A 24,502-nucleotide genomic window follows, 5' to 3' on the forward strand; every position below is an offset into this window, starting at 1 on the left:
GGATGACGAATTCAAAGGATGTCGATCGTTCCAGCGCCTTAGAAACCGTCGCCTCCGTGACGGGCGTTCTCGCGGGTTTGACGGGTTTCGAACACGGTTTGCTGGAGACGCTGCAGGGCAACTTTTCGATGAGCCGTGGCGTGATCGAAGCCATCGGCCCGGCGCAGCGCTTTTGGGCGTACGGTACGGAGCCCGCGTACACACTCGTTCCCAATTTTCTGCTCACTGGGGTACTGGCGATGAGCCTGGGGTTGATCATCATGATCTGGTCGGCCGGATTTATCGAGCGGAAAAGAGGCGCATGGATCCTGGCGCTGCTCAGCGTCGGGCTGTTTCTGGTCGGAGGTGGGTTTGCCCCGCTCGTGCTGGCAGTGATCCCGGTTATCGCAGCAACCCAAATCGGCAGACCGTTATCGTGGTGGCGGTCTCATCCGTCTTCACGGGCGTTGGACGCCCTGGCGCGGTTGTGGAAATGGGTGTTCATACTGTTTGTGTTCCTGTGTCTCCTGGCGATGATCGTCGCCATTTTTGGGATCCCATTGGTATGGATTTTCGATGCAGACGCCACGCTCGAGATTCTGAGTACGAAGGGAAACGTCACCTTTTTCGGACTCGGCCCGCTGTGCTTGATCGGCGCATTTGCCCACGACAGTAGAACTCGTTGATGTTTGGTAGACTGGGGTCGCAGTTTTTATCGAAAACCCGTAAAGTGGGGTAGCTATGAAATACAGACACATCAGCGTACCGAAACGAGGCGGACCCGAGGTCCTGCAGGTCGTCGAGAACGATCTGCGCTCGCCGGCGGCCGGTGAGGTGCGCGTCAAGGTGCTCGCTGCGCCCGTGAGTTTGCCGGACGTCGAAGCGCGCTATGGACGTACGCCGTTTCCTCCGAAGCTGCCCTTCGTACCCGGCTATGCCATCGTCGGTGACGTGGACGCGACGGGTGAAGGGGTCACCGCTGCCGGAATCGGGGAGCGTGTTGCGGCCTTGACGGCATACGGCGGCTACAGCGAGTACGTGTATCTCTCTGAAGCTGTTTTGATTCCCGTACCGGCCGCGATCGATCCGGTGAAAGCCGCTCCGCTCATCTTGAACTACATCGTCGCCTACCAGACCATGCACCGCAGCGCGAACATAAGTGCCGGCGACAAGGCGCTCATCATCGGTGCCAGCGGCGGGATCGGGACGGCGTTCTTGCAACTTGGTGAACTCGCCGGGCTCGAGATGTACGGCCTTGCTTCGAAAGGCAAGCATCAAATTCTCGTTGAATACGGCGCGGTTCCGATCGATTACCGTACGCAGGATTTCGTCGAGGTGATCCGCAAGGAGGTGCCCGAAGGTCTCGATGCGGTTTTCGATGGCATCGGCGGCGACTACATCCGGCGAGGGTTTTCACTGTTGCGGCGCGGCGGCGTTTTCGTCGGCTTTGCCAACCCGATCAGTCTTTCGCGCACGTTCCGCTATCTGGCCTGGGCCGCTCTTTACACGCTGCTGCCGAATGGAAAGCGTGTCAAGTACTATGGAACAGGCAGCTCTCGTCTCAACAGGCGCCCATTCCTGGAAGATTGGGCAGTGCTCTTTAAGCTGTTGGAAGAAGGCAAGATCGATCCGATCATCATGAAGACGTATCCGCTGCTGGAAGCAGCGCAGGCGAATGCGCTGTTGGAAAGCGGACAGGTCGTGGGGAACATCGTTCTCGTGGCGCCGGAATTGCTATTGAAAACATGATTTCATTAAGTGTCTAATTCACTGGTATCATAAGATAGCCATTCACATGATTCGGATATGAGATTCTTTATTAGATAGCAACTGATTTCCATGTCCAGATTTTATGATTGAGGGAGTAAAGCAATGGTAACCCGAGTGGTTGTTAAATCTTTCCTTTGTATCCTTATGGGGACTCTTGCGTTAGTTGCCTGCAATTCCCCACAATCAGATCTCGGCAGTAAGGAAGACAGTCTACTCGAATTGGCTACACCGACTACCTTTTCTTACAACACGCAGGGCGATGATGAGGCGGGAGATGAGCAATCCGACGATGAGGATGAGTCCTGCCCTGCGGTGGGATTCCGCATTTCTGCAGACCACGTATTTACTTTCAGTCCCGAAGGAGCGGAGGATCAGATTCAAGTGGATGGCAACACATTGCCGGGGGTGAGTTGTTATTTTGGATTGAGAGAATCGGAAGATCAGCCGGGAAAATGCAGGATTGTATATACCAACGATGGGTATTACCAAACGGATGCTGACAAATGTAATCTCACCGGACAAAGCCAGGCGCTGATCGAATTGGCGGCGGGATGCGAGGGGGAAAACTACGTGCTCGAAATCTCGGATATCCCCGATCCGGATGCCGGTATCGGGGGAGTGCTCGATTGTCCGACGGTCCAGAAAACCTTCCCTAACGTCACTTTCTACCCGCCCACACTTACGGACGTGACGTTTCCAACGTCGGATACATCATATCTCGCATCGGAAAATGGACCCAGCCCATTGGGTTTCGAGTATGTGAAGAAATGGGATATCGAGGTTGTCACCAAGGCGCCGTGCGAGGAGATAAAATTACTGCAAAAGTATGCCGAAGCTACCAAAAAACGTATGGAACTCTATGAAGAGCTTGCAGGTGAAGCAACGAGTGCAAAGGATCTCGATCAGCGTGTTCAAGATGCGATGGACGAATACTTTCAGAACGAGGTCGACGCCGGAACCATCGAGAGTGTTGAGGCTCCGGAATCCGCTGGGCATTATGACCCTTGTGTAGAGAAAAAAGTCCACGTCAATTATTTCTGTAATGGCACAAAGATAAAGCCCCCGTTATGTGGGTGGTTGGACGAAGGCTTCAACACCCACGAGCAGACACATCAAGACGACTCTGCCGCACAGGATATGGATACCTTCACGTATTGTAACGAGGAAAGCCCAGCAGAAGCTAAAATTGCCTCCCGGTGGGAGGTGAACGCCTACGGGAAGCAGCTCGAGGTGTATAACCAACTACTCGAAATATTCAGGGATCTTTTCCCCGAGTGTTTTGAATAACGCTGATAACAACCGTGTACGAATAGTATGCCAGAAGGTCGATACGGCATTCTCTCAACCGCAACTGAATATCACTTCAGTTGCGGTTTGATTTCCATTCATCTGCGCCTGAGTGCCGCAGCGATCGTCTGAAAAATCTCGACCTTCGAGACCATGTGTGAGAACAGTCTGCGGAGAATCTATATCAAGTGGCCGACAACCTCGCAGCCAGTTGCCGGTGTGCCACTTCGACGCATGTCACGGTAACGAGGATGGCCGCACCAAAGAAGAAATTCAAGTTGCGACCGCCGGCGCATTTTCGTTGGCGTAGGACACTCCTGCCACCCACATCGTGGGAAAGGTAATCCCATTCAGAAGCTGGACAATCAAGGTGAAAGATGGAGATGTGGATACCGCGAAGAGGAACATGCGCAAGGAGGTCAGTACCATCGACAAAATCAACAGCCGATACGATCCGAGTCGATTGACGAGTCGATTGCTGAAGAACACGATCGGAATTTCCGAGATCGTGCCCACCGTCAGGGCAAGTCCCATGGTAGATTCAGACGCACCCAGTTCACTCATGTAGGGAAAGAAGAAGTTATTCAGCGCGGCGAGCGACAATCCTCCTGCAAAGGCCACAATCAAAAACAGAACCCAGTGTGGATTGGTAAGCAGCACACGGTCTCTTTCCCCAACGGGAACGTTGTCCTCTATTGGTCCATACATTAATTTCCGGCTGATGAAAAAATTCAAGAAGAACAAGCCGGCGAAGCCCCAGAAGGCGAACTTCAATCCATAACTTTCGACGACTGTTCCTGACAGAGCTGCGGCCAATCCATAGCCAATCGAACCGCCGACACGAACTCGACCGTAGAGTTCTTTTTGGTCGCCCAGCATGTAGATCGTAGCACTGTCCACGAAAGGCGAGATCGGGGCGAAGAACGTGTTGAGCAGAATGGCGATAATCAGAATCGGCGCGAATGTCGTTGCCAGTGGATATACGACCAGCATCGCGATCCCCAGCAGGATTGCCAGACTCATGATCAAGTGGTGCCGGCGCGTCGCATCGGCGAGTGCGGACCACAGTGGAGCGACAAAAAACGTAACCAGTGGCGTGATGCCCGTCAGTATGCCGATTTGTGCACCGCTGAATCCCAGTCTCTGGTAATAAAGTACGATGAACGGCGATACAAACGCCGTGGACGCAAAGAGTATGAAATTAAAGCCAAACGGCCAGATTTTCTTCATCTTCTTTCAGACGTTCGAGTGGAGTTCGAATAACTCACGAGTTATTCAAAATACGGAGGTGCGGCTTTGGATTGGCCGCACCTCGATTGATCCGGGGCCAACATCATACATCAACGCGTGGGATATAGACGTATGATGCGTTTATGTCGGTCTGCACGAGTGTCACAATCAAACCGTCTGTCTGATCGTGCTACGTGCGCTTTAACGCGAGGAGTTTATTCGCGTCTGCGGGAAGATACCCTGCCAGCCCCACGGCTGCCGCCGCCCGTGATGATCATCGCACCGATGGCAAAGCCCAAGTTGTACCAACCGCCATTGTTGTACACTTCGTACATGTTCACTTTTTCGTTGAAGAGTGAAATCACGAAGGTCACCGGGGCGATGATACCCTGCCACAAGCCCTGCCAAAATCCGGCCACCTCTCCCTCCGGATTTGGTTCGTCTTCCATCACGTTCGGCCCGGGCGCGCAAGCGGCAAGCGCCAGCAGGATCACGACCGCCAGTATTACCAAGAGATGTTTATTCATCTTTCCCTCCTCCTTGATGATAGGATCTTTTCAAGAGTGCGCAGGCTGACCTTTTCCTTACATCATTGTAAATGTGAATCCACCTTTCAGTACACCGATTCGGACATTTGTTTATCCATCAGTCGTTCTGCAGCAGAAGCGGAGCGCCGCGTCCGAGTCGGAAAAACGTACGCCCGAGTTGAACGTACCAGATTACATACCCGGGGAGACATAGGAACAAGAAGTACGTCCCGACGATGGGCACGAAGAAGAGGCATACGGCCAGATTGGTGAGGATGCCGACGTAGGCCGTCGCTTTGCTGAATATCTTGCCGTGCAGCATCAACAGCGAACTGATGAGCAGCGACGCTCCGCCCAGGAAGGTGTTGGCGAGATAGGCCGTGCCGTCGAACTGCGCCAGCAAGGCCTCCCCGGCGGCCAGGTACTGGCTTTTCGCTGCTTCGGTCGCCGCTGCTGCATAACCGTCACTCAGCGTGATGAGCTCCGCCATGGGTCTGGCGGGAACGATGAATACGGCCGCCAGCAGCCCCATAACCAAAGCGATCAAGGCGTAGGATTCGTTGACTTGTTTCAACGAAGCGTACAGGGCCAGAAAGAGCAGGACGCCGATGATGTTGCTGAGGAAGAGCAAGAAATCGAGCGACATCAATCCTCCCAGGCGGTCATTTTGGAGCGTCGTATAGATTTCGCGCACCGGAGTTGATCCGGGAGTGTAGGGCCAGGTGACGAAGGCGATGCCTCCCAGGACGATCAGGAGTTCCAGGATGATGGTGGTGGCTCCGCCGACTTTATAAAGATCCTTCCAGTGGGAATCTGTGGAACCGGCACTTGTGGTTTTCATGGGTGATTATCCTTTTCTATTTTCAGGTGATCGCGAATCGATTTATTTCATGCGGGCAGTGACGGTCCTGCCGGTGTGCTTTTCCCCAGTTGGAAGATCCTGCGTGCGATCATGATGTTCCACACGAACAGCAGCACGGCCGAGAAGGCCGAAACGTACATGCCCACGACGGGCAGAAACAAGCCGAGGTCGAAGACGCTGGAGACGATGCGCACGTACGCCGTTGCCCGGCTGAAGATCTGGCTGCGCAGCATGACGATGGAGAGGATCAGGCCCGTGATCGACCCCAGCAGGTAACTGACCATGTAACTGGTTCCGTGAAATATCGCCAGGAGCCCTTCTCCTGCCGATAGATACATGACGCGCTGCGCTTCAGTGGTGGCCGCCGCGAATTGATGGCTAAGGTGCAGCATTTCGAGGGCGGGCCTGGCCGAGAAAAGCGCCGCAGACCCCGCAATGGTCAGCGCGAGATACAAGGCCATCAAAGCAGGATCGGTGCGCCGCAGGGCGGCGTACAGGGCGAGCGAGAGAGGTATGGCGAGAGCGCCGTAGACGATAAAAAGCACTTCGAAGGACAACAGACCCAGCAGCGCATTGTCTTGAAACAACTCGAACCAACCCAGCGCTGTGCTCGGTGGTGGGACTATGCTGAAGATTGCGATCTGTATCGGGACGATCGAGATCATCAGCAGAACGGAAATCCCCGCGATCTTGTAGAGTGATTTCCATTGTGAGATACGGTTTTCTTGATTTGTTTTGGTCATGATTTCTCCTTATCGTGTTTGTGGTTCAAGGACAGGATCACGAATCCGCGCCCGTGCAGGAAACGCAGCAATCCGATGACGCCGGATTGATCGGTGCGAACTTCGAATTTTGTGTTAGGCCCTTCCAGGCATCCGGTTTTCATCTGCAGCGGACTCGCGGGGCCGATCTCTTCCGGATCGATCCGGCCGCGAAGCAGGATGGTATACGTCTGCATGTCTTTCATGAGCGATCCTCCTGCGAGACCAGACACCTTGTCTTCGTCCACCTCATCGATCCTGCGTCTTCATTCTAGAGGCGCGCATTCATAAAGTCAGCGGATGAAAGTTGTATTTATTTTTCAATGCATGGGGAAAGCGGGTTACTCGAAAGTGTAATCGGTGGGCCAGGGATTGCGAAATATGGAGCGTTTTATCAGAACAGACCCAACTGGCGCGCCCGGGCGAGCGCCTGCGTGCGGCTGTTTACCCCCAGTTTTCCGTAGATGTTGCTGGTATGTTTTTTCACCGTGTGCAACGTGATCGCCAGGCGTTCGGCGATTTCCTGGTTGGATAGACCTTCGCCGATCAACGCCAGAACTTCCATTTCACGCTCGCTCAGCGGGTCGACCAACACGGATTGTGCGGCTGTGGGTTTGTCCGCAGCTTCAACGCCTCGACTCTCCGGGAAGGCGGCCACGATACGTTCGACGTACGCCGCGCTGGCGTTTCCTGTTTCGCCCCGTGCCAGCAGGGTCCTCAACATCTCCATGAGCGGCGTTCCCTCATCGATGAAGATGCTGATAAAATCTTCCGGCTCGGCTAACTCCAGGGCCCGACTCGTATCGGCGGTGCTTTTTTCAATATCGCCGGCAGCTGCGTGCATCTGGCTGCGCAGCAGAAGCAGCTCCAATCCGAGAAGCAAGTATCGACGCCGCATCGATTCTTCGACGATGCGGTCCGCCAACGCGATTCCGGTCTTCAAGTTTGCCATTTCCTGCTTGGTCCTCGCCCGGTAGAGCAGGATACGAAATGCACTGGTGTAAAGCGCCCCTGTGGGCGGCGTGACGATCCGGGCGGGTTCCTGCTCGGGATAGCTGAATCCGTCCTGAAAAGAAAAGCCCAGGGGCGCCAGGATGGCTTCCGCATTGGCGAGGCGATTGCGGGCCAGGTGGATGCGAATCTCCTGAGCCAACGCTTCCTCCCGCACCACCGTCGGCGCTTCCGCGCGCATCAACCCCGAGACGCTTTGGATCTGTTGATCGGCGGCTTCCAGGTCGCCTTCAAGTTGATGCAGGCGGGACAGCACGACACCGTAATAGACCTTGGCATCGCTGTAGCCGCTCAGCTCGCTCACGCGGATGGCGCGTTGGAAATATTCGAACGCTTTTTCCAATTGGTGCCATTGGTAATGCACCACACCGAGTTCACCGTACACGGCGGTGCTGATGGGGGGCAGTGACCCCGAACGATCCATGCGTTCGATTCCACGAGAGACGATCTCGAAGGTGAAATGCAGTTGGCCGTGCTGGATGGCCATCAGGGCTAGCCCGGAAATGCCCAGAAGTTCGTAAACCGAATTGCCCACCGTTTCGCCGTATTGGATGATTCGCTGGAAGGCTTTCAGGGCATTGTCGTAATCGTCGAGCTGTTGGTAGGCACCGGCCAGTCCCAAATCGATCATACTGCGCACGCGTCCGTCGTCCTGGAGCACGAGCGCCAGCGCCCGGTTTGCCAATTGCAGACTCTCAGCCGGCTTTCCCTGTGCATTGAGCAGCATGATCTGCAGCGCGAGCCACTTTGCCTGGAGAATGGGATCATCGTCCCCAAAATTACCTTCGGACTGCAGTTCGTTTAATCGACTCAGGTACGGCGCTGCCAGGGAATACGCACCGCGTTGAATGTACATCCAGGCGAAAGCCAGGTTGGCTTCCGCGCTTTGTGCGCACCAGGCTTGGGGAATCGCCTGCAGCCAGCCGTCCACCGTTTTGATGTGCCATTTCATGAGCATGTCCATGGCGTGATTTTCGATCAGGCGTACCGCAACAGCATAATCGCTGGCAGCCAGTGCGTGTTCGATGGCCTCGCTCGGCATGTCCATCCGGGCGTACCATCGACTGGCGCGTTGATGAAGCCCGGCTACGGATTCCTGATCGAAGTCCTGCAGACGATCGTGCAGCAGATCGGCAAACAGGGCGTGGTAGCGGTACCAGTGCCGCCGGTCATCCAGCGGGATCAGGAACAGATTGGCGCTGAACAGGTCTTCCAGTAACGCGCGGCTGTCCTTGCGTCCTGTGACCGCATCACACAAATCCCCGGTCAGACGTTCCAGAACCGACGTCTCTACCAAAAAGCGCTGGATTTCTGGTGGTTGCCGGCTGAGCACTTCCTCGGTCAGGTAACTCAAGATAAAGCGCTGACTTCCGCTAAGATTAGCGATGAATTCAGATGGGTTCTCTCTGTCACGGATCGACAAACCGGCGAGATGCAAGCCGGCAATCCATCCTTCGGTACGATCGACCAGCTTGCGGATGTCGCTTGTTGAGAGGGAAAGTTCCATTGATTGGTTGAGGAACTGATCCGCTTCCTTCTCCGAAAAGCGCAGATCGCCGGCGCGAATCTCGCTAAGTTTGTCGTTTGCGCGCAGCCGGGCCAGCGGCAAGGATGGATCTTCCCGGGTGATCAAAACCAAGTGAAACGCCGGAGGAAGGTTCGAAATCAAATCTTCCAAAACATGCAGGATGTATGCATCCTGGATCACCTGGAAATCGTCCAGCACCAGCAGAAACCGATTCTCGACGCGGAGGATGTCACCGATCAGGGTCGTGCTGAAGATTTCGACGGGCGGCAGCTGACCTGCACGCAGCACGCCCTCGATCTCGCCCCCGATGTCGGCGTCGATTTCTTGCAGCGCAGCGATCAGGTACGTGAAGAAGCGGCCGGGATCGTCGTCCGCCGCATCGAGGGAAAGCCAGGCCGTAGGCCAACGATCCAGTGAATCGACCCACTCACTGACACAGACTGTCTTACCAAATCCTGCCGGTGCGGAAACGAGAATAACCTGATGGCCGGACTCCAGCCCGTTATCCAGGTGAGCCATCAAGGATGCGCGTTGAACCCGTTTCTTGGGCAGTGCGGGGCGCTTCAATTTCGTCGTCAACAGATCAGACATAACACGCGCTTTGTTTTCATTTTCCTGGGCCTTTGATTCCTGTCTCAAGGCGCTTGCGTTTAGCGACTCTCCCGTGCCAGCCGGAAAAGACCGCGGCTGACCAAGACCCACCAGATCAACCAGATCAGTCCACCGACAGGCAGGAGCATCTCCGGCAGCGATGTCTCAAAGACGAGGCTGAGACGGGAAACGAGGGTGATCACAAATCCGAGTATGCCCACATAAGCTGTTGCCTTATTGAAAATCCCGCTGCGCAGGATGACGACTGATATGAGCATGCTGGCGGCGGCGATAAAGAAGTACCCCATCGTGTCGATCGTGGCCCGTACGGGAGCCGCCAGCGCCTGTCCTACTGCCAGTAACTGGTCCTTTTGTATTTGTGACGTTGCTGCCGCGTATTCCTCGCTGAGTTTGAGCATCGTGGATCCCATATCGGCGCGCGAGGCGACGAATACGGTGATGCCCAGTAGGGCGAAGAACGCGGCAATCAACCCGATCGACTCGTTCCCTCGCCTCAGCGCCATGTAGAGCGCCAGGAACATGACACCGAGCAGGGCGATGGAAACCACGTCGAACACGTTCAGCGCCAGCAAACCGATCAGCTTATTGTCCGCGAACAAAGTGAACCATTGCAGCGAACTTGTCGGGTAAGGATCACCGGCCAGAATTACGCCGATGATCTCGATCACGTATGTGGCCAGCGCAATCAGCGGGGCAATCGCACCGGCCCGGTAGAGTGGTTTCCATTGTTTTTCTGTGAAAATGTTGTTTTCAGGGTTTTTTTGTGGCACGTTTTGATTCTCCATTTTGGTTTGATTGAACTACAGTACTGATAAGTAATGTACGTATAAGTATGGTGTAGAAGTTTGAACTTATCAAGAGCAGCCAGGGGTGTTTACGCTGATAATTTGAGCATTGGGGAATGTAGGAATCGAATCAGTAGCCTATAGAGTTACAGAGATCACGATTACCATCGGCTTAGCGGGAGGCATCTCTATCGACACGCGTACGCAGCCCGATCCACACGCATACCACGATACCGGCGGCGACCGCAATCATCCCGGAGGGTCCGATCGTGACTTCCATGGGTCCCGAGACGCAGGGTGACACGAGCCCAAAGTTATGGGCGATGATCCCTCCTCCGAACATACCCAGGATAAAGTAGGCTGCGTCTCCATTTCCTTCCCCCGTGAGGATGAGCTGCCGTGTCGGGCAGCCTCCCGCCAGCGCAGACGCAATTCCAACCAGGACCATGCCTAAGAAGTTCCAGAGATGTTGGTTTTGAACAACGGGTTGATTGGAGAAACCAACGTGAATCTGGCCCAGGAAAATATTCGTCACCGTGGCCGCGACGAGTAGACTGAGTGCCCCGCTGAGGAGATGTGTGTTTCGCATGAGTGCAACGTCCCGAAGCGATCCCATGATGCAAAAACGTGTGCGTTGGCCTAAAAAACCGATCAACAATCCCACGCCCAGGGAGAACCAGATGGCGGCGTGCATCGAGCCTGTACCCACGTAACTGGAGAAAATAGGACCATCCTCGGCGAAGCGCGGCCGGAAGATCAACAATAGCAGCATGCCGACCATGGTGATTGGAACGAGCCAGCTGAAATAGGCAGGCAGTTGCCTGGTGCGGCCCGGTGTGTATCCAGCCTTGAGCAGCTGCACGCCAATTATGACTCCAAGACCGAAACCGGCTATTCCCACGAGCGCATTCAAATCCCCGCCCGCCAAACGGAGCAGGGTTCTCAACGGACAGCCTTGAAAGACCAATGCGCCGATGGCCGCGAATGTGCCCAGAATCAATGGTATGAGCGAAAGTGTGGTTGCCCGGTTGCGATGCTCAGAAAAGAGTCTGGCGGTAAGAAAAGCACCCAACACGATACCCATGATCTCGGGACGGATGTACTGTACTGCCCCTTCGCGGTGAAAACCCAGCGCACCGCCGATGTCGCGTAAAAAACCTGCGATGCAAATCCCCATGTTGGGAGGATTGCCGGCGTAGACTAAAAGCGCGGCCAAACCACCGATAGTAGCCCCGGCAAAGACGATTCCGGGTCGAGAGGCAAAGAAAGTGGATATTTTATTTCGCATCGATCGGGCCTTTTTTATTAGGCATCGTTATATATCGTAAAAACCCTCGGTTTCGATTTGGGCGGATTGAACTAAGGCCTCAGATCGTTTTCGATCGGGTCGTGAGATGCGTACGCAGACTCCGCAATCTGAACTCAGGCGGCGAGGCACGGGAATTAATTGGGAGCTGATCCCGGCTCTTTGCAGAATTTTCTCGATCTTTATTGCGTAACTGGTCGAATAGACCAATATTACTGTGTGAGTCTTGCTCACAGTTGTTCCTTTGTAGCGTTGTGTTTTCTACTGAAATGGAGCATTTTATTTTTATGACTCAGCTGTCGGACGGCTGAAATCGCGGCACGGACATCTTCGCGGGTGTTCATAGCTCCCAGGCTGAAACGAACGGTGCCGGTCGGGAAGGTGCCCAGCGTTTTATGTGCTGCAGGCGCGCAGTGTAAACCCACGCGGCAGAGGATGCCGAACTCTTCGTCCAGACGCAATCCAATTTCAGAAGGCGCTTGATCGTCAATATTGAAGGAGATTGTTGGCGTTTGGAATGCCGCATTCAAGCTCCCGTAAACCGTAACGCCGGGGATATCGAGCAGGCCGTCCAGTAATCGCTGGGTTAACTTCGTCTCGTGCGAACGGATCGAATCCAGACCTTTTTGCAAAATCCAGTGAATGCCGGCATTCAATCCCGCTATGCCTACGCCGTTGGGTGTACCACTTTCACCTAGATCGGGCAAAAAGTCAGGATGTTCTTCCAATTCGGAGCGGCTGCCGGTTCCCCCTCGTTTGAGCGGCACGAAGCGCTTTAGGTCCACGCGCGGGCCAACGATTAAGCCACCCGTTCCCATAGGCCCGTAGAGTGATTTATGCCCCGTAAACGCCAGCAGGTCGATTTGATCTGCCTGCATGTCGATGGGAAATGCGCCTGCGGATTGAGCGGTATCCACCAGCAAGAGCAGGCCGTATTGGCGAGCGATTTCGCCAATTTCCGCAACGGGCAATATCGTGCCGACGACATTGGAGGCATGATTAACCGCCAACATGATGGTGTTGGGTCGTATCGCTGCGGCAACATCTACAAGGGGAAGATAACCTTCCGCAGAACACTTAACGACGGTCAACTCGAGTCCGTTTTGTTCCATCGCCCGCAAAGGACGCATCATAGAATTGTGTTCCATACTGGTCGTAACTACGTGATCGCCCGGTCGCAGGTATCCGTAGATTGCCAAATTGAGAGCTTCAGTGACGTTGGATCCGAAAATGACACCCAGTGGATCGGGAGCGTTGAATAATCTTGCGACACTCTCACGTGTTTCATATACAATGCGAGCCGCATCCACAGCCATGCGATGCCCGGAACGGCCGGGGTTTGCTCCCGTCTCCGTCAAGAAATGCGCCATGGCAGCGCCCACTGAGATTGGCTTGGGCCATGACGTTGCCGCATTGTCCAGATAGATGAGCTGCTCATTGATATGCATATGCTTCCGCCTACTTGAACCCGTCTTTCCGTTTCAATAACACAATCTCGGGTTTCATCATGTTGGTAATGGTCAGATAAGATGCATCATGCGAGAGATATAACGATACGAACATGGGCGTCTCGGCTACGTCTACCAAAACCCAATTCATGCCACCGTCGGTAGTTTGAAACTCGACGACTTTGCTTTGTGAATTTCCAGTAACATGCAGCAGTACCAGGCCATGCTGGTTGTCCAGAAAACGCAGCCCTGCCGATGCGGTTTCGACCTCGGATATCTGTGCATCTCCGATTGGCAAAATTCGTTCTTGCCAGGTTTCACCACCATCCACAGTGACGAACAATCGTCCAGTGGTATCGAGAACAGCGCCTTCATTCGGTGCTTGCAGCGAAATTGCCATTATCTCGGACATATCTTCCGGCAAGCTCACCGATTGCCAGTTGCCACCGCCATCGATTGTAATTCCCAGGTTGTCCGTCGACGCTATCCAACCTGTGCTGGCATCGAGGAAACTTAGGAACTTGCAATAGTTGCCGAAATCGTTGACGGATTCCCAGGTCTGTCCGCCATCGACGCTTCGGGCTACGGGGCCCAGACTGCACTGCCAATCCACAAGAGGACTTACTACATCGAGTCCGAAGAGACATTCAACACTGCTGTCGGACATGATCCAGGATTGGCCGCCGTCCAATGTGACGTGTGCTTTTCCTTCATCCGATGGACCACCAGTTATGCCAATATCGGAATTCAAGTACGCCGCGACTCGTATCGCGTGGTCGATGGCGTCTTTACGCAGAAACTCCCAGGAATCCGATAGAAGTACGTATTCCTGATCCATCGTTGGGTCGGTAATGTCTGATGGGCCATCGAACGTGGAACAACTGTTCATCGCAACGATCGAAAAGCCGATCAGGAAGGCGCGACACAGGATATGCTTCATCATGGCTTTTACGTGCTCACCTTCTTTCCGACGTCATTCGGTATTGTGGCGAAGCACAGCGATCTTCCCCGAGACTGACAGGATCGTCAGATATTTCCCGTCTCTCGTCAGATACGTGGAGCCGAGAGTGGCAGGCACGATTTCTTCCTGCCAGGCCTGACCACCATCTGAAGTCGTCAGCGCTATGACTTTGCTGTCTCCGCCTCCGAAGATGTTGACGATCACGATTCCGTTGTCGGCGTCCATGAAACGAATGGCGCCAAAAGTTGTGGAATCATTCGCCTCAAGTTTCATTTCACCGTATTTACCAAGAGGCAATGAGATCTTGTTCCAACTCTGCCCACCATTGGCGGTGAGGTACAAATCTCCGCCCTTGTACAAGAGATATCCATCCGTGCTCGTTCTGAGTGAGATGGTGACGATATTGTAGACATACATATCCTCTGGTAGTGGGAATTCCGTCCAGGTTTCACCCGCGTCGGTACTCAGTTGTGAGTTCGGTGTTTGCTTTGGCGAGAGATACCAGACTGTATTCGCGTCGACCGCACTCACTCGACAGAATGGTATTCCGGCGCCGTCAGCATCGCCTTCCCAGGTAAGGCCACTGTCTTCAGTCAGGCGAATCACCGAGGCGTTGCATTGCCAGATCGTGTTGACATCAACGATGTCCAGACCGAACAGTCAACCCGAACTCGTGTCGGAGGCCACCCAGGTCTGACCACCATCATTGGTGATGTGAAGTTTACCTGTTGAATCGGCACCACCGGTAAATCCCAGTTTGTCATCATAGAACGCCGCCATTCTTACGTTTTGTTCAACGCGATCCAACTCAAGCACGATCTCCCACGGTTCGACTGGTTCTGGCGTTGAAGTTTTCGTTGGAACGGCCGCTGGAACTTCGGTGGTCGGCGATCCGCTTTTCAACGCGCAAGCTGATAGAAATGAGGAAGCTATAAAAAGTAGTGTGTAAAATTTCTTCATCCTTTGTTCTCCTTTTTTTGTCATTCCGTAAGCGGGGCTACGTCCTTGCGTCTCACCAGAAGTAAATTCAAACCCAGATCCCGGATGCGGGATAAAATTCCGTGAAGCGCAGCTTGATCGGGGATGTCGCCGTATAAAGTGGTCACGATCTTCCCCTCACGTTCCTCGACGCTGATCTGCATGTCCTCAAACCAGGAAGACCATTTATGATCCAGCCGTCCCTGGACTTCAATTTCATACGTCGTCAGAGAATCCGTGCATTTTTTCGGTTTGTTTTGCATCCTCGGCCTCTTGGGAGTACAAAAACCGGTTGCTTGAATGGACTTACTCTATCAAGCAACCGGGATGGTTGTCGTCACCCAAGTGGGTGATTGCAGGTACCAAATTCGTCGACTATTCGAGAATTCCCAACTCGCGTGCGCGAGCGACGGCTTGTGTGCGTCGTGAGACGTCAAGCTTGCGAAAAATGTGGGTGATGTGCGTTTTAACGGTGTTCACAGAGATATAGAGTTTTTCCGAGATTTCCGGGTTTGAGATTCCCGTTGCGATCAATTTCAGAATTTCCAGTTCCCGCGGTCTCAAAGGTTCGATCAGTTGATCCTGGGCCGATTTCTGTTTCTGCTGCGCATTCTCGCCCAATCTCCACTTTTCGGAGATCGAACACAACCGATCGATAAACTCGGGGTAATTGCTACTCGGTTTGGCTTGACGCAGCAGCTCAAGCACCGGCTCACCTTCACCGATGAAAATAAATGAAAACTTTTGTGGCGCGGCCATCACCAGAGCTTGTTCCAGCACCTCGATAGCTCGTTGTTGGTTTCCCCGTGCTTGTTGGGTGAGTGCCTGGATGATCTGGATTTCGATTTGCGAAGGAAGATCGTTGTGTTGCTCAGCGATTGCATCGTGACTCATCAATATGGCTTGCAATTGTTTCAGGCTGGCGAAGGGCTGCGACAGATTCCGTTGGTGCTGGGCGAGAATGACCCTGGCCAGCGTAAGGGTTTCGAGGTCAATCTCCTCACAATCCGCGTCCAGGAGTTCGCGGTGATCTTCTGCCCAATGTAGTGCCAGATCGAAATAGTGCGGTTCGGTTGGTGCCTGCCGCAACCATAATTTTACACGTTGCGTGCTGGCGTGCACTTTATCTTGAGGCCGAAGTTGCTCAGCCTTTGCCAATGATTCTAGAGCTTCTTCGATTTGCCCCCGAATTTGTTGGATGGATGCAAGTACGATCAACCCCCGACTCTGATGGCTGGGTGCGGATGTCAATTCGAGTTTGGCCAGCCCATTCTGGATATTTCGGACTGCATCTTCGAGTTGTCCTTGCTCGAGCAATGCCTCACCTAAGACGATTTCGATCGTGCCCGTGTACGGAATTAACCGATCGTCCACTTTGTCTTTGATCGTCTGCAACCCGGTCCGGCAAATCTCTACGGCTTGTTGCAGCTGTCCTTGTGCGCGGGCAATATCTGCAAGTGCGTTAATCCCAGCCGAAGCGTTGAACAAATCATTGCCGGCGATCCCGGTGTGCCAGGCTTCTTCGAAAGACTTTCTGGCGGAATCAAGGTCTCCGAGGCGTGAATATCCATTCCCCAGGTTGTATGCCAGCGCGCTGCGAAAGAGGGTTTCGTCTTCTGGAAGACGCGCAATCGATTCAAGGGTGAAGTCGATCACTTTTTGAGGGTCTTCTAAACGCAACTGAAGTAAGTAAGCCCGCACTTTATCGATGTAGTGTCTGGCGACAGGAAAGGATGCTGTCCGTGGTTTCTGCGACGTGGCTTCCGCCTCCAACGATGTTTCAGCGATTTTCAGCCACTTTTTTACCAATCCTGCAGATTCGGGTGTGTCAAGGGTGTTAAGGTGCTCCAACAGAATACAGCTGGCGAAGACGGCACTCAGTAATGCGTGGGAATGTAATACCTCTTCCGGCAGCGATTTCAGCCACTTGTACACCAGAACAGTTTCGCTGCGGTAGAAAGTGCTTAGTACATGCCGATTGATAATTTCTGCTGTGTAATTGAAATCCTGCGTCGCCAATGCATATTTAATCGCTTCATTGATCAGCCCCTCGCGCTCGAACCACCGGCTGGCTCGAATGCGGATCGAACGAATATCTGCCTCGTTTGTCGATAGACTCAGGCGGTGATAGAGTAAATCGGCAAAAAGATGGTGGTATCGGAACCAGAATCGACGATTGTCCAGTGGAATGGTGAACAAATTGATTCGTTCCAACTTGTCCAGTATCTTTTGGCTGTCATCTCGATCGGTGAGCGCATCACAGAGTGGACCGCACATCCTTTCAAGTATCGACGTTTGATAAAGAAAATCCTGAATGTGTGGCGGTTGATATTGAAGGATCTCTTCGACCAGATAGTCCATCACATAACGGTCATCGCCTGCAAACGCGTCAATGAATTCCTGCTTCCCTCTCGCATCCAATGCTTGTAGGGAAAGCGCAGCCAGATGTAGACCGACGGCCCACCCTTCCGTGCGTTTCTCCAACGCAGCGACATCGTCGTCATTTAGATCCAGATTGGATATCGTATTGAGGAATTCGCTGGTCTCTTCTTTTGTAAACCTTAGATCGGCGACTCGGATCTCCGTGAGTTCTGCGCGTGCTCGCCACCGGGATAGTGCCAGAGGGGGATTTTCCCGCGTGGCAATTACGAGGTGGATTCGCGCTGGCAGATGATCGATGAAGTAATCCAAATTATGATGGATTGATTCCTCGCGTATGAGATGGTAATCATCCAACACCAGAATGAGAGGCGAGGGGATGGCAGAAAGATCATTAATGAATATGGTCAATAAGGTATCCATGGGTGGTGGTTGAGACATCTGCAGCGAAGCTTTTACCCCTTCCCCGACCGATGGATGTAGTGCTTGAATGGCTGCAATTAAATACTGCCAGAACCTGCTATGATCGTTATCTTCCGAGTCCAACGAAAGCCACGCGGCGGAATTGCTGTGCTCTTGCAGCCAAGCACTCAAAATTGACGTTTTTCCAAAACCGGCGGGCGCGGAAATTAGTGTAATTCGCCCCGCCAGCCCTGCGTTCAACTGCTCGATCAAACGCTTGCGCGGAACGAGGTCGGGGCGAGTAGGAGGAATGTACAGCTTTGTTGACAATAACGGGTTCGACATAATTGACTACCGATAGTAATCCCTTGTTTGCGTGTGAAAACGACACGATCTTAGCATGATTTTAAGGTATTATCACTTCCCCTCGAAATCCGGGTTTTGGCATCGGGGGATTCTGGCGGTCGACGCCAAGATCAATAGTGGTTTGATACTCACATCGACCAGGAGTTATGGCAGCGTCGTTTCTTATTGACCCTGCTCCCATTGTACATAAGCCGCGTACATTTCCGGCAGCGTCATCCACTGCACCTGTCCGGATTGCACGTACGGCTGGAGGCGCTGCAGCCAGGCCTCGACCACCCCGGTCTCGACTGGCGACCCGATGCTCTTGCCGACGTAATAGATGTTCACCATGCCGGGTTCGGCGAGCGAAATGGCTTCCTCGAGTTCCGCGATGAATGCGTCGATGTCTTCCATCTGCGTGGGCATCTCGCCGTTTTCCGCAAGGATCACCAGCCGGCCATTGGGATCATGGGTGAGCCAATCCAGGCCGCTGTTGGCGCGCCAGGGATGGATCCGCTCGGCCAGGTCGGCGGGAATAACGTCGTGGCATTCCGAAGGTGTCTTGCAGTCGCGGTACTCGGGCGGGCGCAGCGCTTCAGGCATCGACATCACGCTGTACGATACGATTCCGGTGGTGAAGAGATAGCCGGCATCGGCCGAAGCGGTCACCCAATCGCAATGCGAGGTGTTGCCCGAGAGGTGCCGCACGACCACCCCCAGGGTTTCGAGCTGCTCTTTTTCGGCGCGCAGGTCGTCGCTGAAACGGGCGCAGTTGTAATTTTGCTGCCCCCCGATGTCCGCATGCACACCGACGCCGTGGCCGCGCTGCTGCATTTCCAGCAGTACGTTATCGCCCCAGCGGATCGATCCGTCCGTGAGTTCCTTGCTTTCGAACGTAAGTTTCGCGCCGTAGGATTCGAACAAACTGGCCCACTCGCGCACGATTTGGGCATGTTGTTCGAATTTCGCTTCGTCTTCATCGTCCCCCCAACCTTCGAGATGGATCATGAGGCCAAGATAGAGCACGCGTTGATTATCTGCCGCAGACGGCAAACTGCAATCCGCCGGGCAGTTGTCGATGGTCTCCGGTCCATCGCAGACCCCGTCGCCGCACCTTTTATCGGGTGTGGGGGGACGCGATCCGGTCTGTGCAATCGTGGCCGGGCTGGCTTGACAAGCAGTCATGACCAACGCAAGGATGACGAAGCAAGGCAAAGTGATTCGCTGCATGAGGCTCTCCTGGATGCCGAAGGTACCTTCAGGCGAGTATTATATAGAAATCGAGGCATCTCGCTTTTCATGATCGCGTGCTGTGGAAATAACAATTGAACCCCTCATCGTTTTCTTGTATGCTGTAGGCGGAATTTGGCAGCACATCGCTTGGCCCAGGGAAAACGGCAGGCTAAGGCGCAGCGGGGAGCCCGATATCGACACGATGAGAAACCCGACTTCGCAGGAGAACCGGGTTTCTTTCTGTATGCTGCCAAATCGCCCGGCGATATTAGAAGACGGATCCTGCACATCGCTGAGCACGAGATCGAACAGAGAGCGAGAATTTTGATCTGGCGGGGTGATCGAATGGCTGAAGCCGACAGCAACCTGTTGATCGTGAGTGATACGCATTTGAGCGAGGGCTTCAGGCCTGAAACCGGAAAATGGTCGCCGAATGAGGATTTCCTGGCCGATAAAGCCTTCGCCGACTTCCTGCGGTTTCACGAAACCCACCGCCGAAACGGGCTTCCCTGGAAGCTGATCATCGCCGGGGACGGTTTTGAATTCCTGCAAATTCTCTCATTACCGGCAGCCGATCCGCATGCGTTACAGCGCAAGGTCACCCACTACATTCAGGATGAAAATGCCAGCCCATTACGCCATCACGTCGCACTGCCCGAGATGAGAAGGCGGCAAGCGCTTACGCGCCTGGATGAGTCCGTAGAAGTGATGCAGGAGCGATTCGGCGAAACGCACAGGGTGCTGATTGAACAAGCGCAACGACTGAAAGGTTGGGGAGAAAATATCAATCCTGAACGCCTCTGGGATTTGGAGCATTTGACAAACGAAATCTGCATCCTGGCCTGCCGGAAGGAACCATACTTGTCGAAAAGCGAACGCAACTACGGATTGGGCACCACGGAGCCGGAAGCCGTATGGAAATTGGATCGCATCGCCGAGGGCCATCCGATTTTCTTCAGTGCTCTCGCCTGGTTTCTCGATCGGGGGAATTCACTCGTGATCATGAAGGGCAACCATGATGTCGAGCTGTTCTGGCCCGGAGTGCAGGAACGAATTCGTGAGCTGATCCTCGATGCCGCGGCAGATTTGCGCCTCTCCGATCCTCGCTGGTCGACGGAACCGATCAGCCTTGTTCAGAATTTACCCCAATTGGCTGAGTGGGTGCATAACGACTGCACCTTCGCGCCCTGGATTTACTTCAAGCCCGGTGTAGCTTACATCGAACACGGCAATCAGTATGAGTTGGCTGATTTCTTCGAAAATTTTCTCTATCCCGTGCTGCAATTCGATCCTCGACGCCTTCGTCTTCCGCCCGGCGCTTTCTTCGTGCGTTATTTCTTCAACAAAGTCGAAGAGACGTTCCCCTTTGCAGACAATTTGAGACCCATCACGCGTGTCATCACCTGGACTTTCAAAAACCGATTAAGGGACATGATACGGTTGTTTACAAAACACGGGCCAGGTTTGTGGAAGTTCGTCAAAGTGCTCGTCTCGCGCAGCTTCAAGGATTATTTCCGCGATCGACGAAGATCCAGGCTCCGTTATCGCAAGGTGCACAGCGGGGATGAACTGCGCGCCGCCGAAAAATGGCAATCGACAGCGGATAACTATCACATTTACACCCTCGCCAATCTGGCTCGAGGAAACCTCAGCCTCGAACACCTGGAACGGATTGAAGACGAAGCTTTTGTGAAACGGGTCACCCCCCTGCGGAAAATCTTTCGCTTTATGGTTGTCGTAGTGCCGCCGCTGCTGATCATTTTGTTCCTTTTGCTTGTCTTTGTAGGGCCGTTCGTCTGGCAGTTCCTCGTGTCCGCATCTTTCGATATGCTTCTCGACAGTTATCTCAATCATGCGGTCATTTTGGGAATACTGGGCTTCTTGCTCAAATCGATCCTCGTGCCGCTTATCTTTTCAAAGGATGAGGGAGTCGGAGCGTATGACTATATGTTTGCGGCATCGAAAAAAGTCTGGAAGATTCTATCGGATCCCATGGACGCCGGATCCGCGCCGGTTGTCAAATATCTCGTCTTCGGACACACGCACGACCCAGACTGCCGCAAAGTGTCCCGGGATCCTTCTTCCCCCTGGTACATCAACACGGGTTCATGGCTACAGCGGGTGGACGAGATCGACAGGTGGGATCAACTTCAACGGGATTATACCTACCTCATGATCGTGGTCGGTGAAGAGACGACTACCCCTGGACTGTACCGTTGGAATCCGGCTTCCGCACAACCGGAACGTCTCCGCCTCAGGACCTCGGAACAAAAGCAGAGCGGCGGTCAAAAGATGAAAGGTGACAGCGCATAACACCGATTGAAGGGTGTTATGCGCTGCGGATGACGGCGCTCGGATCTCGTTAACGGCTCAAATCCAGATTCGGACTTGAAGTGCGCTGTGACTACGCGCTTTCGGCTGCGATCAAGTTGCGATAAGCCAAAGTCCAAGAACCGGTGACAAAAGTGCGTACGATGCCGTTGGCGACCAACAAGACCGGCAGGTAGAGCAGGATGCCGATGATGGTGTTGGTAAAGCTGGCGAGTTCGTGGCCGTTGACCAGGTTGATGATCAGGGGCAAGACCATCAGAGCGATGGGGATCATCAAAATCAATCCGGCAATGAATCCACCGACGCCCAGGACCAGGCCTACCAGGATGATCTCCCCGGGATTCGTGCGCGCGACTTCCCAGGATCGTTTGAAAGAGCTCATGATGTCGAGTTCTTCAACGATCACCGCGACCTGCGTCAGCATGGTGTAAATCGAGAGCAGGATCATCAAAGGAATCAACAAGCATACGAGCGGGAGCAGGCAGAGCAATCCGATGCCCAAAGTCAGGACGGAGAACAAGGTTCCACCAATGATCCCTGCGATCACGATCACCAGAATCCCTAATCCAATGATGAGTTGGATTGCCATCAGCTTCCAGAAATGACGGATTCCCTGGCGGAAGGATCTGGCCAACGTGGGGGCTTCGCCCATATCGGCCATCTGAAAGCCGGAGATCAAACCGCCGTTGCCGATCGCCGAGAGCGCCCAGAAAATGATCGCCAGCAGGATTATCACGCAGGTGGCGACGACGGCGATGGTGATCCAGGTTTCCTCCGGAACACTCTGTATCCAGTTTTCGATTCGGGGGAAGTCACCCTCGTTGAAGCGGTACTCCATTCTGGGGCCCGCGTTTCCCGACCCCTGACCGCTGCTTCCGGAACAGTTCGCCAGGATACCCAGTACCCAGAGCCCTTTATTCTTCCAGGTAACTTCCCATGCGCGTTTGAAAATGTTTGCGATATCCATATGTTTTCCTTTCATGAACGTCGTTCGTGTATAGGATGATGCTACAGTAGAAAGTGCGGTTTCTTTCCTTTTTGGTCCCTCATTAACCTGACAATAATCCTACGCAGCGGTTCGTTCGTAGATTTATAGGACGATCTTGATTTTTTAGAATCTACTGCTGTTCGACGATGTCGCGCGAATTTTCAACTCTGGCATTGATGCGAGTGCATTGCTTTATAATAAACGGAAGCAAGAAGACGTATGCAGAATGGATAACATCTTTCACGCACATTCAGGTTTGGGGGTGTCTTACCTCTCCCTTTTCTTGATCTGAGAAGCAGTATGGTGAGATACGAAAACGAGCATATTGGTTTTAGGAATCATATTTCGTGTCTGGCAATGGGCTTGATTTACTGCCGGTACATACATTGTAAAGCGTAAAGCGCGGACGTGCGATATCGTGCGTTCATCGAGGAGGCAGACGATGCCCGATGGATCGGGAACGCAAACTGGTGCCTGGGCGGCCAGAGAGCTGCAGGCCTGGCGCGAGCGTACGCTGCGCAAGATTCTGATCGCCATACTGGTTGCGGGTGTCATCCCCATCACACTCACGTTGTATAGAGCTTACCAAGTCCCCCATCACCGTTCCGCCGCTGCGAGCGCTGTATTGGCATATCTCCTGGTGATCCTCCTGCTCGTGTTGAAGCGGCTTCCGCACAGCGTCAGGGGTTGGGGGATGTTGTTGGGCGGATATGTGCTTGCCGCGGAAACACTGGTCGCAGGCGGAATGATCGGCAACGGACGTTTGGTGCTGGTCGCTATTCCAGTGGCGGCGATCGTGTTGATCGATGTGCGTTCGGGCGTCGTGGCTGCCGGACTTAGCTGGCTCCTGTACATCGGCTACACCATCGGTGCATCTCAGGATGCCTTCGCGCAGTGGATGGTCAATCCCAATCCTGCACTGTCCCCTTTCACCTGGGTTTTTGAAATCATCGCTTTTACGGCGATGTTGACCGTATTTACGCTTCACGTTGCGTTGATCGTTCAAGTACAGGGCAGACTGCTCCTGCGCGTGGAGCGTGCAGCGGTGGCGCTGGATGCGGCCCGGGCGCGTGTTTCTACGGCGCGCGAACAGGAGCGTCGAACCGTCGCCGGGCATCTGCACGATGGCCCCGTTCAGGATTTGATCGCCTTGAGTTACCAGCTCAGCGATTATCGAGATCGATCGCAAGACAAGCTCCTGAGGAATGCACTGGAGCAGACGGTGCGGGAGGTCCATCGGATCATGCGAACCGTACGTGATGCCTGCAGCAGGTTGCGCTCCGGTGGATTGGATGCAATGGGGTTGGAAGCTTCGATGGCGGAACACGCCACGCGGTTGATGGAGAAGAAAGACTTAACGGTAAACCTCGATGTACCCGAAAACCGTACTCTGGCGGACGACTCCGTCGCTACGGCGCTGTTGTCGACGTATAAAGAGGCCGTGAACAATGCGGCAAAACACTCCGGTACCCGCGAAGTGTGGGTGAGACTTCGCCTGGACGAAGACCAATATGAACTGGAAGTGCGGGATGAGGGGCAGGGTTTTACCGTGCCGAAACACCTCGACGCGATGGAACTGGAGGGGCATTACGGTCTGGTGATGATGAAAGAACGCCTGGAGAAAGCGGGAGGTCACCTGGAGGTGCATTCGGAATCAGGACGCGGGACGACGGTCCGCGCCTGGGGGCGTTATGAAGGAATCTCATCCGCGACCGATGGAATTCCCAACGAAATTGAACTCGATGCGTGACTGCAATCAAACGACGTCGAGCGGCGAGG

The 24,502-nt window shown here is 53.9% G+C and carries 21 protein-coding genes; 5 read left to right on the top strand and 16 right to left on the bottom strand.

All coding sequences use genetic code 11. From position 1 onward, the window contains the following. The first annotated feature begins 2 nt into the window (after positions 1-2). The 3 genes from P8Z34_00160 to P8Z34_00170 all read left to right on the top strand — a co-directional run bounded on the left by P8Z34_00160 (position 3) and on the right by P8Z34_00170 (position 3,036). Complete coding sequence (locus tag P8Z34_00160; GenBank protein ID MEJ2549077.1) at positions 3-665, top strand: hypothetical protein; 663 nt, start codon at positions 3-5, stop codon at positions 663-665. A gap of 55 nt (positions 666-720) precedes the next feature. After that, the gene (locus P8Z34_00165; GenBank protein ID MEJ2549078.1) at positions 721-1,728 is read left to right on the top strand and encodes a medium chain dehydrogenase/reductase family protein; all 1,008 of its coding nucleotides are present in this window, start codon (positions 721-723) and stop codon (positions 1,726-1,728) included. A gap of 591 nt (positions 1,729-2,319) precedes the next feature. Then, positions 2,320-3,036 (top strand): hypothetical protein, encoded by a 717-nt coding sequence (locus tag P8Z34_00170; GenBank protein MEJ2549079.1) that lies wholly within the window; start codon positions 2,320-2,322, stop codon positions 3,034-3,036. 273 nt (positions 3,037-3,309) lie between these two features. On the opposite strand, the gene P8Z34_00175 is transcribed toward P8Z34_00170, so the two are convergent. From P8Z34_00175 to P8Z34_00245, 15 genes are all read right to left on the bottom strand, one after another. Further along, positions 3,310-4,266, bottom strand: a complete 957-nt coding sequence (locus tag P8Z34_00175) for a major facilitator superfamily domain-containing protein 6 (protein MEJ2549080.1) — start codon at positions 4,264-4,266, stop codon at positions 3,310-3,312. A gap of 215 nt (positions 4,267-4,481) precedes the next feature. Next, entirely contained in the window at positions 4,482-4,793 is a 312-nt protein-coding gene (locus P8Z34_00180; protein MEJ2549081.1) for a hypothetical protein, read from the bottom strand. Positions 4,794-4,911: 118 nt separating this feature from the next. After that, a complete protein-coding gene (locus P8Z34_00185; GenBank protein ID MEJ2549082.1) occupies positions 4,912-5,634 on the bottom strand; it encodes a DUF4386 family protein in 723 nt (240 codons plus the stop codon). A gap of 47 nt (positions 5,635-5,681) precedes the next feature. Further along, positions 5,682-6,398 carry a DUF4386 family protein gene (locus P8Z34_00190; GenBank protein ID MEJ2549083.1) on the bottom strand — a complete coding sequence of 239 codons (717 nt, stop codon included), beginning with the start codon at positions 6,396-6,398 and terminating at the stop codon, positions 5,682-5,684. Beyond that, entirely contained in the window at positions 6,395-6,622 is a 228-nt protein-coding gene (locus P8Z34_00195) for a hypothetical protein (protein ID MEJ2549084.1), read from the bottom strand. Before P8Z34_00195 ends, P8Z34_00190 begins: the two co-directional genes overlap by 4 nt. A 188-nt stretch (positions 6,623-6,810) precedes the next feature. Beyond that, the gene (locus tag P8Z34_00200) at positions 6,811-9,546 is read right to left on the bottom strand and encodes a LuxR C-terminal-related transcriptional regulator (GenBank protein MEJ2549085.1); all 2,736 of its coding nucleotides are present in this window, start codon (positions 9,544-9,546) and stop codon (positions 6,811-6,813) included. A gap of 59 nt (positions 9,547-9,605) precedes the next feature. Further along, positions 9,606-10,337: a DUF4386 family protein gene (locus tag P8Z34_00205; GenBank protein MEJ2549086.1), complete on the bottom strand. Its 732-nt coding sequence runs from the start codon at positions 10,335-10,337 to the stop codon at positions 9,606-9,608. 187 nt (positions 10,338-10,524) lie between these two features. Next, the gene (gene yedE, locus P8Z34_00210) at positions 10,525-11,640 is read right to left on the bottom strand and encodes a YedE family putative selenium transporter (protein MEJ2549087.1); all 1,116 of its coding nucleotides are present in this window, start codon (positions 11,638-11,640) and stop codon (positions 10,525-10,527) included. 248 nt (positions 11,641-11,888) lie between these two features. After that, on the bottom strand, positions 11,889-13,106 hold the full coding sequence (locus tag P8Z34_00215) for an aminotransferase class V-fold PLP-dependent enzyme (GenBank protein MEJ2549088.1): 1,218 nt from the start codon (positions 13,104-13,106) through the stop codon (positions 11,889-11,891). A 10-nt stretch (positions 13,107-13,116) separates the two neighbouring features. Further along, on the bottom strand, positions 13,117-14,049 hold the full coding sequence (locus P8Z34_00220; protein ID MEJ2549089.1) for a hypothetical protein: 933 nt from the start codon (positions 14,047-14,049) through the stop codon (positions 13,117-13,119). A gap of 30 nt (positions 14,050-14,079) precedes the next feature. Then, positions 14,080-14,598, bottom strand: a complete 519-nt coding sequence (locus tag P8Z34_00225; GenBank protein ID MEJ2549090.1) for a hypothetical protein — start codon at positions 14,596-14,598, stop codon at positions 14,080-14,082. Between the two features lie 129 nt (positions 14,599-14,727). After that, a complete protein-coding gene (locus P8Z34_00230) occupies positions 14,728-15,027 on the bottom strand; it encodes a hypothetical protein (protein ID MEJ2549091.1) in 300 nt (99 codons plus the stop codon). Positions 15,028-15,047: 20 nt separating this feature from the next. Further along, positions 15,048-15,308, bottom strand: coding sequence for a hypothetical protein (locus tag P8Z34_00235; GenBank protein ID MEJ2549092.1), 261 nt, complete (start codon positions 15,306-15,308; stop codon positions 15,048-15,050). Positions 15,309-15,420: 112 nt separating this feature from the next. Then, positions 15,421-18,171, bottom strand: a complete 2,751-nt coding sequence (locus tag P8Z34_00240; GenBank protein ID MEJ2549093.1) for a LuxR C-terminal-related transcriptional regulator — start codon at positions 18,169-18,171, stop codon at positions 15,421-15,423. Between the two features lie 183 nt (positions 18,172-18,354). Further along, positions 18,355-19,401, bottom strand: coding sequence for a hypothetical protein (locus tag P8Z34_00245; protein ID MEJ2549094.1), 1,047 nt, complete (start codon positions 19,399-19,401; stop codon positions 18,355-18,357). Positions 19,402-19,536: 135 nt separating this feature from the next. Between P8Z34_00245 and P8Z34_00250 the strand changes: the two genes are divergently transcribed. After that, positions 19,537-21,717, top strand: a complete 2,181-nt coding sequence (locus P8Z34_00250) for a hypothetical protein (protein ID MEJ2549095.1) — start codon at positions 19,537-19,539, stop codon at positions 21,715-21,717. A 91-nt stretch (positions 21,718-21,808) separates the two neighbouring features. On the opposite strand, the gene P8Z34_00255 is transcribed toward P8Z34_00250, so the two are convergent. After that, entirely contained in the window at positions 21,809-22,702 is an 894-nt protein-coding gene (locus P8Z34_00255; GenBank protein ID MEJ2549096.1) for a hypothetical protein, read from the bottom strand. Positions 22,703-23,165: 463 nt separating this feature from the next. On the opposite strand from P8Z34_00255, the gene P8Z34_00260 reads away from it, so the two are divergent. Then, positions 23,166-24,473, top strand: a complete 1,308-nt coding sequence (locus tag P8Z34_00260; protein ID MEJ2549097.1) for an ATP-binding protein — start codon at positions 23,166-23,168, stop codon at positions 24,471-24,473. Positions 24,474-24,502 lie beyond the last annotated feature (29 nt).

It is taken from the genome of Anaerolineales bacterium (assembly GCA_037382465.1).
GTDB lineage: Bacteria > Chloroflexota > Anaerolineae > Anaerolineales > E44-bin32 > WVZH01.